Origin of the sequence: Cupriavidus sp. SW-Y-13 (genome assembly GCF_009793345.1) — a bacterium.
GTDB lineage: Bacteria > Pseudomonadota > Gammaproteobacteria > Burkholderiales > Burkholderiaceae > Cupriavidus.
On the sequence record NZ_WHLX01000001.1, the window covers coordinates 2,787,831 to 2,802,974 of the forward strand.

The 15,144-nt window shown below is 65.0% G+C and carries 10 protein-coding genes; 5 read left to right on the forward strand and 5 right to left on the reverse strand.

From position 1 onward, the window contains the following. The first annotated feature begins 270 nt into the window (after positions 1–270). The gene (metG, locus tag GA566_RS12435; protein ID WP_160472889.1) at positions 271–2,337 is read left to right on the forward strand and encodes a methionine--tRNA ligase; all 2,067 of its coding nucleotides are present in this window, start codon (positions 271–273) and stop codon (positions 2,335–2,337) included. 180 nt (positions 2,338–2,517) lie between these two features. Here metG and bamE read toward each other — a convergent pair whose 3' ends face one another. The 3 genes from bamE to GA566_RS12450 are packed head-to-tail and all read right to left on the reverse strand — an operon-like array spanning position 2,518 to position 9,120. Continuing rightward, positions 2,518–3,066: an outer membrane protein assembly factor BamE gene (gene bamE, locus GA566_RS12440; RefSeq protein ID WP_137926953.1), complete on the reverse strand. Its 549-nt coding sequence runs from the start codon at positions 3,064–3,066 to the stop codon at positions 2,518–2,520. A gap of 58 nt (positions 3,067–3,124) precedes the next feature. After that, positions 3,125–7,264 (reverse strand): translocation/assembly module TamB domain-containing protein, encoded by a 4,140-nt coding sequence (locus tag GA566_RS12445; protein WP_137926942.1) that lies wholly within the window; start codon positions 7,262–7,264, stop codon positions 3,125–3,127. Then, positions 7,264–9,120 carry an autotransporter assembly complex family protein gene (locus GA566_RS12450; protein ID WP_137926941.1) on the reverse strand — a complete coding sequence of 619 codons (1,857 nt, stop codon included), beginning with the start codon at positions 9,118–9,120 and terminating at the stop codon, positions 7,264–7,266. The genes GA566_RS12445 and GA566_RS12450 overlap by 1 nt, the downstream gene beginning before the upstream one ends. Before the next feature lie 174 nt (positions 9,121–9,294). On the opposite strand from GA566_RS12450, the gene GA566_RS12455 reads away from it, so the two are divergent. The 3 genes from GA566_RS12455 (at position 9,295) to panC (ending at position 11,442) form a co-directional block, all read left to right on the forward strand. Continuing rightward, positions 9,295–9,486, forward strand: coding sequence for a DUF3460 family protein (locus GA566_RS12455; RefSeq protein WP_137926940.1), 192 nt, complete (start codon positions 9,295–9,297; stop codon positions 9,484–9,486). 37 nt (positions 9,487–9,523) lie between these two features. Continuing rightward, positions 9,524–10,429 (forward strand): ScpA family protein, encoded by a 906-nt coding sequence (locus GA566_RS12460; RefSeq protein ID WP_137926939.1) that lies wholly within the window; start codon positions 9,524–9,526, stop codon positions 10,427–10,429. A gap of 170 nt (positions 10,430–10,599) precedes the next feature. Beyond that, the gene (panC, locus tag GA566_RS12465) at positions 10,600–11,442 is read left to right on the forward strand and encodes a pantoate--beta-alanine ligase (RefSeq protein WP_160472890.1); all 843 of its coding nucleotides are present in this window, start codon (positions 10,600–10,602) and stop codon (positions 11,440–11,442) included. Between the two features lie 111 nt (positions 11,443–11,553). Here panC and GA566_RS12470 read toward each other — a convergent pair whose 3' ends face one another. Continuing rightward, positions 11,554–12,762: a PepSY domain-containing protein gene (locus GA566_RS12470; protein ID WP_137926937.1), complete on the reverse strand. Its 1,209-nt coding sequence runs from the start codon at positions 12,760–12,762 to the stop codon at positions 11,554–11,556. Positions 12,763–12,964: 202 nt separating this feature from the next. Between GA566_RS12470 and GA566_RS12475 the strand changes: the two genes are divergently transcribed. Further along, the gene (locus GA566_RS12475; RefSeq protein WP_171020471.1) at positions 12,965–13,519 is read left to right on the forward strand and encodes a GNAT family N-acetyltransferase; all 555 of its coding nucleotides are present in this window, start codon (positions 12,965–12,967) and stop codon (positions 13,517–13,519) included. A gap of 11 nt (positions 13,520–13,530) precedes the next feature. On the opposite strand, the gene GA566_RS12480 is transcribed toward GA566_RS12475, so the two are convergent. Next, positions 13,531–15,003: a cobyric acid synthase gene (locus GA566_RS12480; RefSeq protein WP_160473296.1), complete on the reverse strand. Its 1,473-nt coding sequence runs from the start codon at positions 15,001–15,003 to the stop codon at positions 13,531–13,533. Between the last annotated feature and the right edge of the window lie 141 nt (positions 15,004–15,144).

The window sequence follows — 15,144 nt, forward strand, 5'->3', positions numbered from 1 at the left end:
CCCGGGCGGTGCCTGATTTCTCCTCCTTTTCCGTTGTGGAAAGCTGCGCCGGTGTCTAACCGGCGCTTTTTTTTGGCTTTTTCAAAGTGAATTCACGGTGATCGGCGCCGATTTCGCTCCCTAACGCCCCCATTTCGCGGTCATTTCGCCGACATTGCGGCCAGTTCCACCCCGGAACAGGCACGTCTCCCCCGCAGTTGCTAAAATAGCCGGTTCCTTCGTCCCGCTCTCCGCAGGACACGCATTCCCACCCCTCTGAACGGCTTTTTCATGACCGCACGCCGCATCCTCGTTACTTCTGCCCTGCCGTACGCCAACGGCCAGATTCACATCGGCCACCTGGTGGAGTACATCCAGACCGACATCTGGGTGCGTTTCCAGCGAATGATGGGCAACGAGGTCTATTACGTGGGCGCCGACGATACCCACGGCACGCCGGTCATGCTGCGCGCGGAAAAGGAAGGCATCACGCCGAAGCAGTTGATCGACCGCGTCTGGACCGAACACAAGCGCGATTTCGACAGCTTCCTGGTCTCCTTCGACAACTACTACAGCACGGACGCCGAAGAAAACCGTGAACTCTGCGAGAAGATTTACCTGTCGCTGAAAGACAAGGATCTGATCGCCGAGCGCGATGTCGAGCAGTTCTACGACCCGGTCAAGGAAATGTTCCTGCCGGACCGCTTCATCAAGGGCGAATGCCCAAAGTGCCACGCCAAGGACCAGTACGGCGATTCGTGTGAAGTTTGCGGCACGACGTATGTGCCCACTGACCTGAAGAACCCGTATTCCGTGGTGTCGGGCGCCACGCCGGTGCGCAAGTCGTCGACGCACTTCTTCTTCCGCCTGTCCGATCCGCGCTGCGAGACGTTCCTGCGCGAGTGGGTGGCCGACCTGGCCCAGCCCGAAGCCAGCAACAAGATGCAGGAGTGGCTGGGCGCCGAAGGCGAAGCCTCGACGCTGTCCGACTGGGACATCTCGCGCGATGCGCCGTACTTCGGCTTCGAGATCCCCGGCGCGCCGGGCAAGTACTTCTATGTCTGGCTCGATGCCCCGATCGGCTACTACGCGAGCTTCAAGAACCTGGCGGCCAAGCGCGGCATTGACTTCGACGCCTGGGTCGGCCCGCACTCCACCGCCGAGCAGTACCACTTCATCGGCAAGGACATCCTGTACTTCCACACGCTGTTCTGGCCGGCCATGCTCAAGTTCTCGGGCTACCGCACACCGACCAACGTGTTCGCGCACGGTTTCCTGACGGTCGATGGCGCCAAGATGAGCAAGTCGCGCGGTACGTTCATCACCGCGCAGAGCTATATCGACACCGGCATGAACCCGGAGTGGCTGCGCTACTACTTCGCCGCCAAGCTCAACGCGAGCATGGAAGACCTGGACCTGAACCTGGACGACTTCGTCGCCCGCGTGAACAGCGACCTGATCGGCAAGTACGTGAACATCGCCAGCCGCGCAGCGGGCTTCCTGGTCAAGCGTTTCGACGGCAAGGTCAACGAAGCCGCGCTGGCCAATCCGCTGCTGGAGCAACTGCGTCAGGCCGCCCCGCAGATTGCGGCGTTCTACGAAGGCCGTGAATACAGCAAGGCGCTGCGACTGGTGATGGAACTGACCGACGCGGTGAACGCGTTCGTCGATACCAACAAGCCGTGGGAACTGGCCAAGGACGACGCCAAGCGCGACGCCCTGCACGCGGCCTGCTCGGTTTCGCTCGAAGCCTTCCGCCTGCTGACCGTCTACCTGAAGCCCGTGGTGCCGGAGATGGCTGCTGGCGTGGAGCGCTTCCTGAACGTGGAATCGATGGACTGGCGCGCCATCGACACCGAACTGTCGGCGGACCGTCCGATCCAGCCTTACCAGCATCTGATGACGCGCGTCGATACCAAGCAGATCGACGCCCTGCTGGCCGCCAACCGCGATTCGCTGCAAGCTGCCGCCGTCCCCGCTGCTGCAGCGGCCGAAGCCGCCATCGAACCGATTGCCGACACGATCACGATCGACGATTTCGTGAAGATCGACCTGCGCGTGGCGAAGATCGTCGATTGCGTGAAGGTGGAAGGCTCGACCAAGCTGCTGCAACTGACGCTGGATGTTGGCGAAGGCAAGACCCGCAACGTGTTCTCGGGCATCCAGTCGGCCTACACGCCGGAACAGCTCAAGGGCAAGCTCACCGTGGTGGTTGCCAACCTGGCGCCGCGCAAGATGAAGTTCGGCATGTCCGAAGGAATGGTGCTGGCAGCGTCGGCGGCAGACGAGAAGGCGAATCCGGGGCTGTGGATTCTGGAACCGCACAGTGGCGCGGTGCCGGGGATGCGGATTCGGTAATTCACAGAATCGATCCCGCACGATGTCTTGCTCCCCTCTCCCACAACGTGGGAGAGGGATTGGGGGTGAGGGTATTGCGGTTCAAATTGCGACCTGTCGTTGCTTGAACTGCCTGCCCTCACCCCCGCCCCTCTCCCGCAAGCGGGAGAGGGGAGAAAACAATGGGTAGGGGAGTAAAACTCAGCCTCCCTGCCTCCGCGACGGATCATCACTCCGCGACGTCGTACTCACTGTGCCGTCCGGGTTGAAATGCACGTTGAAGAACGCGCGGTCGATGCTCGTTTCCATCCAGCGGTAGCCCCACACCTCTTCCTGCTTCAGGCGGAACGCCTCGACCTTGGTCGGCTTGCCCAGTAGCCGACGGATCTGGTCCTTGTTCATGCCGGGGCGCACTTTGGCGAAGTTCTCCGCCGTCAGTACCTGCTCGATCGAGCGCACCGTGCCATCGGCATTGGTGGTGACCATCCACGTCGTAGTGCCTTCGGGGCCGCGCGGATATTCCAGGCGGCGGCCGCCGTCCGGTTCCTCCCACACGATCTCGGGCTTGCCGGCCTGACGGCGGATATCGTCCTCGGTGGACTTGCCGATCTCGATGCCCTTGAACAACTGGCTGTCAGGCTTCACGCTGTTCCACGTGTTCCGGGCCACGTCACCGGCTTTCTTCATCGTCTCGTCCACCTTCTGCTGGTCGCAACCGAACAGGGCAAGCACGCTCGCAATCAGTCCCATGGCGGTAAGGCGTCGCGCGGACGCATGAGTCAATCGGGTCAATCGAGTCATCATCGGCCTATCGTTTGATCGCTTCGACGGGATCGCCAGCCGGAGCGCTGGCGCCCTGCGCGGCCGGATCGGCGTCGGCGGTACGCCGGCCCGAACCGCCGGAGAACAGCGTACTCCAGTTGTTGAACCGGCGGTTGAACAAGACGGACAGGCCATTGATCGAACCACCCTTGGCAATCAGCGACCAGCGCCGCGAGAACGCCCAGGTGAGCTTCACCACGTTCGATGCCGAGGTCAGACTTTGTTCGTAGCCCACAGAGATCTGGTCAGAGACCGCCTTGCCGATGCTGACCACCTGCTGGTCGTTCAGGCCGGCGGTACTCGGTCCGATGGAAAATTCGTCGATGCCGAAGTGCGAGACCACGCTTTTTCCCGCCTTCCCACCGATCATGCCCAGCGCCGCGCCACCGAGTGCGCCCCCGCTCAACTGCCGCTGCTGGCTTGTTCCCGCGCTTTCGGCGCCGTAGCCGAACATCAGCCATGACAACTTGTCCTCGTCGGGTACGTTTGGCTCGGACACCAGTCGCACACGCGGAATCCGCACTGTGCCGGTCACCTCCACGCCCGCTTCCACTTCCTGGTTGCGGCGCATCGCGCGGATGTTGATGTTCGGGTTGTCCACAGGACCATTGAAATTGATGATGCCGCGATCGATGTTGAGCTTGCGGCCAAACGCCTCGTAGGTGCCATCCACCACGCGCACCGTGCCCGTTGCGCGCATCGGCGCCAGCGGTTCGCTCTTGATACCCAGCGTGCCGGCCAGCAGGATATCGGCGCCCGCCCCACGGAAGCGGAAGTTGTCGCCGAGGTCGATCGCCACGTCGATCAACGGACTGAAGCGGCTGGCCGGTTTCGACTCGGGTACGACGGGTGTAGCGGCCGTCTTGACCTCACGCTGGTCGCTGCGGCGCACCACCACCACATCGTCGCCCAACACCGGCGCGCCAGCCTTCGGCAAGTCGAACAGCCCGCGATCCACGCGGAACTTGCCGCGTATCGCGATCTGCTTGTTTTCGTTGGCGATGCCTGCCTCGCCCGAGACGATCAGCGTGCGCTCGGGGCTGGCGAACAACTGCAGCTTGTCCGCGACGATCTTGCCCGTCAGGTTGGGATCGGTCTCGCCGAGCTTGATGGCGCCGGTAGCCGTCAGCGTGCCGTCGCCGCCGCGGAAATGCACCTGCTTCAGCTCCACCGTATTCTGGTCCAGCACCACCTGCACCACGCCATCGGTCAAGCGGATGCCGAGGTCGTACAGCGTAATGCCGATGCCGCTGCCATCGATCGAACCCGTCAGCAACGGATTGCCCACCGTACCGGCGAGTTGCAGCGCCGCCGCCAGCTTGCCATCGAGCGCGTACTGCGGCCCCGCCAGCGCCTCCAGGGATTTCAGGCGCGGCATGTCGGCCGTGACCGTACCACCAAGTGTCGAGGCCGGCCCCACTGTCAGCAGTCCCTGCTCGCTGACGAGTCCTGCCGAAGCATCGACGACCAGCTTGCCGAGCCGCTGCGCCGTGGTGCCGCCGCGGAGCGTCACGCGGTTGCCGGAGAACTCGGCGCGAAGGCCGGTCTCGCCCAACCCCAGCGCGGTCCATCCACGGCCCGCGTTGATCGAGGCATCGCCGCTACGGCGCCGGATGTCCGCAAACCCGGTGGCCGTCTCGGCAAGGCTCAGGTTCCAGCTGGCATCGAGCACAAGGTCCGAGCGAATGGGTGCCGACTCTCCCGTGAATGTCTCCAGCAGCTTGAGGATGTTGGCGACTTCCACGCCATCCATGCGTCCCTGCGAGCGGATGCGGCCATGGTCGAACTCGAAGCCCTCGATGTTCATCGTGGCCTTGGCAAACTGCAAACGCGTCTGGCCGAGCCGGATGTGCTGTTCCGCCACCAGCAATTGCGCGGGCGCGGTGAGGCGCACGTTGACGGTGCCCCGCTCGTCCAGCGTCTGGATCGTGCCGTTCCAGCCCTGGTCGCCACGCCACGCGCCCTGCCCGGCCAGCGAGAGTTGCAGTGGCTGCCCGTTCATCGTGCCAGCCGCCTTGGCATCGAAGGCGTGATTGGCCTGCGTGCCCTTGAGGTTGGCATCGAGCGTACGCACCGATGCCTGCGGACCCTGATAGTCGCGCACGGCGAGCTGGACATTGACGGTGCCATCCAGACCGCCGCGCAGTTCGGCGTGGCCGCTGGCATTCGCCACCTTGTGCGGACCTACGACCAGAGACTGCGCGCTGTAGTCGCCCACGATCTCGGGCTTCTTCAACGTGCCAGTGACCTCGGCATCGAGCTTGGCCTTGCCGGCCACGCCGAATTTGAGCCGATCCAGTTGCGGCGCGTCGACATTGACCTTGAGCCGATCCCCACGCGCCCCGAAGCTGCCGTTCAGGTTCACCTGGTTGCCCGCCATCAGCAGCGATGCCTCGCTCGGCAGCAACCGCTCGCCTTCCAGCCGGACCCGCCCCTTGCCAGTCATCGGCAGCCCTGCGTATTCACTCTCGCCCAGCGCGAAATCGAGCGCCACGCGCAGCACGTTTGCCAGCGAGCCCTTGGTCGAGAAATCGGCATTGATACGCCCCGGCGCCACCTTGGCGAGCCGCGACGGATCGAAATTGGCAAGCTTGCCCTTGAAGTCGAAAGCCTGCTCGCCCTTGAGACCGAGCTTGCCATCGGCGGTCAGCGTGCCGCTACCCAGTCCGGCGCGCAGCGCGGACAGCGTGACCGACTCCTCGTCGATCTTCGCATCGGCGAACAGCTTGATCTCGCCGCCCGCCACGTCAAGTGCCACACTCTGGCGCCCCGGCTCCAGCCGCAGGATCACCGGGCCGGACAGATTGGTCTTCACCAGCGTGGTGTACAGCGCGGCCACGTCGAGCCGCCGCACGTCGAGATCGAAGCCGCCGCGCCCGTCCTGCAGCGCGCCCTGCCCGACGATCTCCGCACGCCCTGGCAGTGCGATGCGCAGGTCGCGCAGCGTCTGCGTTTTCTCGCTGAGTTCCACGCGCGCCGTCACGCTGTGGACGGGCAAGCGCTCGCGGTCGATGGTGCCGGGATCGAGGTTGCGTATCGTGACCTCGCCCGCTACGGCGAGGGGATTCGACGTTGGCGCGGCAGGTGTCGGCACGGGCGCGGAAGCCAAAGCTGCCGAGGCCGCCTCCACCGCGCTGGCGGTCGATTCGCCGGGCTTCGGCGCGGCCACGCGCGGCGGCGGCGCCACGGCTTCCACGGGGCGCAATTCCGCATGCACGGTCAGATTGGCCTGCGGTGCCGTGGGGCTGAACAGGCGCGGATTGATGCGCTCGCCGTCGATCAGCAGGTGCGTGAACGGCACGCGGCCAAAGGGCGTGACATCGGCATTGGCGCGCGCGCGGATACGGTCTCCGGTGGCGTCGACATCGGCACGCAGTTGATCCAGCGAGCCATTGGCCCTGGCGGACACTGCGTACGCTTCTTCCTTCCACTTGCCTTCGAGCAGTGCCTCGGCGGACAGCGCAAACGGCTTCTGCCCCGCAATCTGCGCATTGGCCTGCAGCTTGCCGTAAGGCGTAGTCAGCCGGTCCACGGTCAGCCGGTGCCGCAGGCCATCGCTATGCAGCGTGGCGGCCAGATCCGACAGCACGAGTGGGCTCGACGTGGCCGCCGGCCCCTGCAGCAGCGACAACTCGCTCACGGTCAGCGTATCGATATCGACAGCAAGGGGGAGTTCCAGCGACTCGGGCATCTTCGCCGGCTCGGTGCTGGGCGCCGACGCCGGCAGCCGCGCATCGATCTTGCCGAGCTTGAGCCATTCCACATGCAGGCGACGGGGCGACCACGACATCTGCCATTTGGCGTCGATGCGGTCGATGGTCACGCGTGTGTCGCCGCTGGCAAACACCAGATCGTGCATGCGCAGCCCGCTGGCCACGGTGCCCCCATCAAGCTGCCCTGCCAGCATGCCCGCCGAGAAACGCGTGGCGAGATTCCACACCTGACGCGTACCCGCCTCCGTGCGCAGCGCCGCCACCACCGTGACCACAATCGCCACCAGCAGCAGCACAAGCAGGCCGACGAGCCACGCCAGGACCTTCCAGACGCGGTGGCGCTTTGGCTTGCGGGGCGCGCGCGGCGTGTTCTCGTCGTCACGCGGCACGGGGGGCATGTCCGGAATACTCATCAGAACGCCACCCCGAGCGAGATGTGCGGCCGGAACTGCTTCTCCTGGATGCCGTAGCCCACATCGAGCTGCACCGGACCCACCGGGCTGCGCCAGCGCGCGCCAACACCCACGCCGTGATAGATCTTCACGCCAGCCAGGTTGTTGGTGGCCGTGCCCATGTCCCAGAACACCGCCGCGCCCCACTCGGGCTTGAACCAGTACTGGTATTCGACGCTACCCGTGCCCAGGAAGCGCGCCGGCAGCACGCTGGCGCCGTTAGGCGTACCGATCGACTGGTAGCTGTAGCCCCGGATCGAGTCGGTGCCCCCCGCGCGAAAACGCAGCGACGCCGGAATCAGCGCCGGATCGCTCGACGTGATGTTCGCGCCCAGTTCCAGCCGCGCGATGAACAGGTCGCGATTGCCCACGGGCACGTACTGCCGGACCCGGCCGTACAGCCGCAGGAACGTGGCATCGCTGAGCACGTTCTTGGCCGCCACGCCGACCTGCGTGTTGATCACGTTGCCCCGGCGCGGGAAGACCGGGTTATCCACATCGCGGCGCGTCCATGCAAAGGCCGGCACCAGCGCCTTCGATATCTGCGAGGGCTGCCCGTATGGCGTGAGGTTGTCGTAGTAGAAATCGAGCGAGACCGTGGTGTCGTACTTCTCGCGCGAGCGGGACCGCTTGAGACCGCCGCGCCAGCTGGTGAGGTCGGTGCTCTCGATGTCGATGGTGCGCTCGTAGCTGCCGTAGATACTGTTGCGGTAAGTGTGGGTATCCGGCGGCATCGCCGTTTCCACGAACGCGTACTGGCGCTTCTGCTCGATCCGCGCCTGCGAATCGAACACCCATGCGCGGTTGAACAGGTTGTAGTAGGAATAGCGGCCTTCCACCTGCGCGCCGGTATCGGTCGTGTAGCCCACACCGGAACTGAGCCGGTGCGTCGGATATTCGCGCACCCTGACGCGCACGGGCGCGATCACGGTCTCCTGCTGCGCGGCGGCCTCGGCGGAGGTTGCCGCCGGCGGCTCCAGCAGATCAACCTGCACGTTCGAGAAATACGGCTGGTTCTGCACCGCGCGCTGAAACTCCAGCAGTCGCTCCACGCGGTACGGCTCCCCTTGCGACAGCGGATTCACGTTCTGAATGATGCGGGCGGGATAGCGGCGCGTGCCTTCGATTTCAAGCGGGCCAAGTACATAGGCCGGGCCGCTCTCGAACTTCGCCGACAAATCGGCGGCATGTTCCTCGGGCTCGACACGCGCCTGCGACGCGGTCATCCTCGCGCCGTAGTAGGTGTGGCTCTGCAACTGGACGAGAGCATCCTCCTTGGCCTTGTCCCAGTCCGCCTGACGGAAGGGGTCGCCCACCGGCAGACCCCATTTCTTGCGCATCTCTTCGATCTGCCTGGGCGACTGTGTGGCCGCCGGGCCGGTCACGCTCAGGTCCACGCGCCGGATTTCAGTGCGCGCGCCGGGCACCACCTTAATCTTGACCACGCGCTGGTCGCCCTCGCCTTCCACGGTAGCCGTGGTCTCCGGATCGAACCAGCCTTCGGTGGACGCGAACTGGCGCACCTGGTCGCCCACGGTTTCCACCATGTAATGGAACTGGTCGTCGGAAATATCGGTGCGGTCGCGGTAGCGCGAGAGGTCGAGGTGTTCCTTGAGGATGTCCTTCAGCGGATCGGGGGCGTCGATCTCGACCTTGTAGGCGTCCTTGGCCTGGGCGTCGGGTATCCAGACCGCGCAGGCCAGCAGCAAGGTGACAAGGCAGGAACACGCGCGCGTGAAGAGAGCGCCACCCGAGCCGGGGCGTCGCGTCCTGCCTGCGGCGATCAGTCCGGCCATGTGGCCAAAAACCAGGCTCATCCGTCCTTGGGGTCCAGAAACAAGTCGCTATTTGACCACACCGTCGGCGACGACACGCCATTCCCGTCCGCAAAAATAAAGATTCATTGGCCGCCACGGCGGGTGGCCGCGCCGATACGGTAAAATCTCGCCCCGTTACCCCCAACGCCGCCCGGAAAGGGCTCAGGTTTCGCCATGGCCATGTACGAATCGGATATCACCCAGTTCCTGAAGACGCTCAAGCAGGAACGCCCTGCCCTGGAGGCGGAGCAGCGCCAGGGCCGCAACCTGCTGTGGGACAAGGCGCCGATCGACCTCGAGGAACGCGCCCGCGCCGACGAATCGCGCGTGGCCCAGAAGCCTTACGTCTACTCGTCGGACAACTGATCGGCCCGCGCCGGTCAGTCCCTCGCCCTCTCCCCGCATGCCATCGAGCGATCCGCTGGAGCAGCACCCGCAGGACAAGCTGAGCCTGCCGGTGGAACTGCCCAGCGTGGCCCCCATGGGCAGCGCCGCCAATCCCGCCGACATGATCGACGGCATGGCGTTCGCGCGCCTGTATGGCGAGCCGCTGTTCAAGCTTCCGCAGGATCTCTATATCCCGCCGGACGCGCTGGAGATCTTCCTCGAAGCCTTCGAAGGTCCGCTCGACCTGCTGCTGTACCTGATCCGCAAGCAAAACTTCAACGTCCTGGACATTCCGATGGCCCAGGTGACGCGTCAGTACCTTTCGTACGTTGACCAGATTCGCAAGACCAATCTGGAACTGGCGGCCGAGTACCTGCTGATGGCGGCGATGCTTATCGAGATCAAGTCGCGCATGCTGCTGCCGGTCAAGAAGGCGGACAGCGACGACGAGGCCGAGGACCCGCGCGCCGAACTGGTGCGCCGCCTGCTGGAATACGAGCAGATGAAGCTGGCCGCACAGCGGCTGGACACCGTGCCGCAACTGGGCCGCGATTTCCTTCGCTCGCAGGTCTACATCGAGCAGAGCCTGGCACCGCGCTTTCCCGATGTGGAAACCGTGGACCTGAAGGCCGCCTGGGCCGATGTGCTCAAGCGTGCCAAGCTGAACCAGCATCACAAGATCTCGCGCGAGGAACTCTCCGTGCGCGAGCACATGAGCCAGATCCTGCGGCGGCTGCAACACGCAAGGTTCATGGAATTCACCGAGCTGTTCGAGGACGCCATCCGTTCCGGCAAGGGCGTGCCCGTGGTGGTGGTCAACTTCATCGCCATGCTCGAACTGTCGCGCGAGTCGCTTGTGGAAATCACCCAGGCCGAGCCGTTCGCACCGGTTTATGTGCGATTGGCGTACACGCCGGCCTGACTGTCCCGCCTGGCGGACGTACCGAGGCCCATCCCCAGGCCTGAACCGGCGCGGATGCTCTACAATCCGCCGACAGCCGGCCCACGCACCCACATGAGAGTCCGGCATACCCGGCCCCGCCCCGAAGCACGGCGGCCGGGACGCTCCTACCACGACCGCTCACCACATTCATGAAAGTCATTTCTTCGATCGAGGCGCTACGGGACCAGTTGCGCGGCCAGAACCGCGTGGCATTCGTTCCCACCATGGGCAACCTGCATGAGGGCCACCTGTCGTTGATGCGTCTGGCGCGCCAGCACGGCGACCCGGTGGTAGCGTCGATCTTCGTCAACCGGCTGCAGTTCGGCCCGAACGAGGATTTCGACAAGTACCCGCGCACGCTGCAGGACGATATCGAGAAGCTGCAGAGCGAAGGCGTCTACGTACTCTTTGCCCCGACCGAGCGCGACATGTACCCGGTGCCGCAGGAATACCGCGTCGATCCGCCGCATGATCTGGGCGATATCCTGGAAGGCGAGTTCCGCCCCGGCTTCTTCAAGGGCGTCTGCACCGTGGTCATGAAACTGTTCTGCTGCGTGCAGCCGCGCGTGGCCGTGTTCGGCAAGAAGGACTACCAGCAGTTGATGATCGTGCGCCGCATGGCCAAGCAGTTCGCCTTGCCCGTGGACATCATCCCGGCCGAGACCATTCGTGCGGAAGACGGCCTGGCGCTATCGTCACGCAACCGCTACCTGACCGAAGCCGAACGCGCCGAGGCCCCCATCCTCTACAAGACACTGCACGAAGTGCGCGACACCGTGCTCGGCAACGGCAATGTGGACCTGCTCAAGGTGGAAGCCGATGCGCTGGCGAAGCTTCAGGGCCGTGGCTGGCAGGCTGACTATGTGTCGATCCGCAAGCAGGACAACCTGCAACCTCCGACGCGCGAGGAATTCGCGGTAGGAGAACCGCTGGTGGTGCTGACGGCCGCGAAGCTGGGGAATACGCGGTTGATTGATAACCTCGAGATCTAACTCGCTCCAGCTTGTTTGCTCCCCTCTCCCGCGAAGTGGGAGAGGGGCGGGGGAGAGGGCCAGCCGTGCAAATTGCGAGCGGTCGGCAAGCAGACCCTCCGGCCCTCTCCCCTAACCCCTCTCCCGCCCGCGGGAGAGGGGAACAATTCTCCCCCGCTCCCTCTCCAGATGCCGCCGATGTCCGCTGCGGCGTTTCCACCAGATCAGCACTCCCGTCACGGCAAACGCCAGCGGCATCAAGCCGAACACGGTGATGAACGCACGGCCGTAGCTGCCGAACGCTTCGCCGGTGTGGAGCGGAAAGAGCCAGCTGATCAGCGTATCGCCGGACGCGCCATTGAGCGGGTCGCGCACGCCAAGCGGGCGGCCGGTATAGGCGTCGAGCCACAGGCGCGTAGCGCCGCTGCCGCCCTGGATCTCGGCGTTCTGCCGCAGGCGCACCTCATACGCATCGCCAGGTTTGCGCGGCAGGCCCACGCGCGTCACCAGTGCGTCGGGAAACTGCTGCTGCGCGGCGGTCATGGCCTGGGCCGGGGTGATTGCGCGGGTGCCGGGCGGCGGTGTCTCGGACTGGTGCTTCACCTGGGGACTCACCGTGGCCACGCTTGCGATGATCGGCGTGACCCATTTCGGCAGGTTCAGATACCAGCCCGAAAACGCGGTGATGGCCAGCACCGGCGCCACGAAAATCCCGGCGGCGCGGTGGAACGAATAGTTGAACCGCGACCACGAACCACCGTGGGTAATCCGCACCGCCTGCTTCCAAGCACGCTGGGTGGCCTTGGGCCACCACAGCGCAATGCCCAGCAGGACCGACAACAGCAGCATCATCCCGGTCACGCCGATGATCGTCTTGCCGGTATCGCCCGACAGCAGGTAACGGTGAAGATGGAACATCGTCGGCAGCAACTGCGGGCGCGAAAGCCCCGGCACGCCCCAGAGCCGCTCGCCCTTCACGGCCAGCGTGATGGGATCGATCATGACCTGCCGCGAGCGTCCCACCGCCGCCTGTTCGCCATGGATGGGGTAATAGGCGATGAACACGTCATGCTCGTCCACCGGCAGCATCAGCAGGTTCGGCTTGCCGTACTTGGGATCGGCCAGCAGTCTCGCGGTCACCGTTTCCACGGTGGCCGCGCCCACGGGAATGCGCGTGGCGGAAACAGCCTGCAGCAGATCGGGGTTGAGCCACCTGTCGAGTTCGTCACGCCAGGAAATCGCCGTACCGGTCAGGCCCAGCATGATGAACAGCAGTCCGAAGACCAGCCCGATGTAAAGGTGTAGCTTGCGGAGTACGGTGCGAAGTCGGCCGGAGACCATGGCGAGGGCAATTGTTGAAAGGCGTTTTTCTGGCCGCTGAGGCCGGTTGCCCCCTGCAGCGCCCTTTTTTGAGGGCATTCGGCGTCGCATCTGTGCGCCAGCGCGCAAATGCAAATGCGAAGAATTCGCGATTCTAACAGTGCATTGTTAAGATCGGCTTCGCCCCCTGATTCCTCTATCCGGCGCGTTGCGCGCCTCCGTCATGCCCCTGATTGAACTGGTTCCTGCCACGTCGGCCGATGCCGACCTGCTGGCCTCGATGCACGCGGATAGCTGGCGCCATGCCTACGCCGGCCTGATTCCCAACGAATACCTTGACGTCCACGCCGTGAACGAACGCCTGGCCACCTGGCGTGCCCGCATGCTGGACGGTGCCGAAGCGCCCATCGAAGTCACGATCCTGCGCGTGGACGGCCAGCCGGCTGGCTTCTCATGCCTGATGCCGCTTGCCGAACCCGGCTATGGCATCTACGTCGACAACCTTCATGTGATGCAGCAGTATCACGGACGTGGCTACGGCAAGACGCTGATGTCCCATTGCGCTTGCCGCGCGGCCAGCCAGTGGCCGGGCAAGGCGCTGTTTCTCTACGTGCTCGATGGCAATGTCCAGGCGCGCGAGTTTTATCGTCGGCTCGGCGGCGTGGAATCGGACATGTTCAACGACCCGTTCCCCGGCACGGACTTCATGGTGGCCGTGCGCCGCGTGACCTGGGAGGATGTGGACGCGCTGGTCAGCCGGCTCGCGCCGGGGCCCTGACGACCTATCGCCTACTTCTGTACGAGCGGCGCGAACATCGCCGCAAGATCAAGATTGACGGCCATGCTGTCGGCCAGCCGTTCGATCGATGCCTCGCGCAGCGCATCGAGATCCACGCCATTGGCGCCGGACAGCCCGGCCCAGCGCAGCAGCGCGCCGCATCCGTCGGGCTGGTCGAACAGGCCGTGGCAATAGGTAGCGAGCACCTGATTGTCGGCGGACACCGCGCCGTCGGGACGGCGCCCGCCCTCGGCATCGTCCAGCCACAGTGCCGGACGATCGAGCGCGGCGCCAGCGGTCACGCCGAGATGAATCTCGTAGCCTTCCACAGTCGCACCCACGCCCTCTTCGAGCGCCAGCTTGCCGCTGACCCGCCGCAACTGCTTGTCAGACGCCAGCGTCGTTTCGAAATCGAGCAGCCCCAAACCCTCACTCGATCCCGCCGGACCTTCGCGTCCATCGGGATCGTGAATCAGGCGACCCAGCATCTGCATGCCACCGCAGATCCCCGCCAGCTTGCCGCCATAGCGCAAGTGCCGCTGCAAGGCGCTCTCCCAGCCATTCGCACGCAGGAACGCCAAGTCGGCACGCACGCTCTTGCTGCCCGGCAGGATCACCAGGTCCGCAGGCGGAATCGGCATGCCGGGTCCGATGAAACGCAGGTCCACCTGCGGATGCGCGCGCAGCGCATCGAAATCCGTATGGTTCGAAATACGCGGCAGCACGGGCACGATCACGCGCAGCACCTCGGCATCGCCATCGCCACGCGCCACCTGCCCGCTGGCAATGGCGTCTTCCGCATCGAGGTGCAGGCCGTGCAGGTAGGGCAGCACGCCGAACACCGGCTTGCCCGTGCGCGCAGTCAGCCAGTCCAGCCCCGGTTGCAGCAGCGCGATATCGCCCCGGAAGCGGTTGATGATGAACCCCGTCACGCGCGCCCGTTCGGATTCGGACAGGCAATCGAGCGTGCCCACCAGATGGGCAAACACGCCGCCCCGGTCGATATCTGCCACGATCACGACCGGACAATCCACGCGCTCCGCGAAGCCCATATTGGCGATGTCGCGGTCGCGCAGGTTCACTTCGGCGGGGCTTCCCGCGCCCTCCACCATCACCACCTTGTAGGCCCCGGTCAGCCGCGCATGGCTCTCCAGCACCGCCGCCATCGCCTGCGGCTTGTAGGCGTGATAGGCGCGTGCGTCGAGGTCCATGCGGGCGCGGCCGTGGATAATGACCTGCGCGCCGATATCGCTGCTCGGCTTGAGCAGGACGGGATTCATGTCGGTATGCGGTGCCAGCCCGGCCGCCTGCGCCTGCAGCGCCTGCGCACGGCCGATCTCCCCGCCGTCGACGGTCACCGCGCTGTTGAGCGCCATGTTCTGCGGCTTGAACGGCGCCACCGGCACCCCGGCGCGCGCCAGTACGCGGCACAGTCCGGCCACGATGGTGCTTTTGCCGGCATCGGATGTGGTGCCCTGGACCATCAGCGTGCCGCGCAGGGCACGCGCAGCATCGGGAATCGGGAAGTTGGCGGCGGGATCGTTTCGCATCGCGAGATTATCGCAGCAGCCCCGGCTTCCGGCGCGGCGAAATGGATCGCCAGCCTGCAAGTTCCGTGCATGCGG

What these genes read in the sequence shown, in the direction of transcription:
- metG (WP_160472889.1), top strand. Translation starts at nt 271, where the DNA reads ATGACCGCACGCCGCATCCTCGTTACTTCTGCCCTGCCGTACGCCAAC.
- panC (WP_160472890.1), top strand. Translation starts at nt 10,600, where the DNA reads ATGAAAGTCATTTCTTCGATCGAGGCGCTACGGGACCAGTTGCGCGGC.
- GA566_RS12470 (WP_137926937.1), bottom strand. Translation starts at nt 12,762, where the DNA reads ATGGTCTCCGGCCGACTTCGCACCGTACTCCGCAAGCTACACCTTTAC.
- GA566_RS12445 (WP_137926942.1), bottom strand. Translation starts at nt 7,264, where the DNA reads ATGAGTATTCCGGACATGCCCCCCGTGCCGCGTGACGACGAGAACACG.
- bamE (WP_137926953.1), bottom strand. Translation starts at nt 3,066, where the DNA reads ATGGGACTGATTGCGAGCGTGCTTGCCCTGTTCGGTTGCGACCAGCAG.
- GA566_RS12480 (WP_160473296.1), bottom strand. Translation starts at nt 15,003, where the DNA reads ATGGTCCAGGGCACCACATCCGATGCCGGCAAAAGCACCATCGTGGCC.
- GA566_RS12450 (WP_137926941.1), bottom strand. Translation starts at nt 9,120, where the DNA reads ATGAGCCTGGTTTTTGGCCACATGGCCGGACTGATCGCCGCAGGCAGG.
- GA566_RS12460 (WP_137926939.1), top strand. Translation starts at nt 9,524, where the DNA reads ATGCCATCGAGCGATCCGCTGGAGCAGCACCCGCAGGACAAGCTGAGC.
- GA566_RS12455 (WP_137926940.1), top strand. Translation starts at nt 9,295, where the DNA reads ATGGCCATGTACGAATCGGATATCACCCAGTTCCTGAAGACGCTCAAG.
- GA566_RS12475 (WP_171020471.1), top strand. Translation starts at nt 12,965, where the DNA reads ATGCCCCTGATTGAACTGGTTCCTGCCACGTCGGCCGATGCCGACCTG.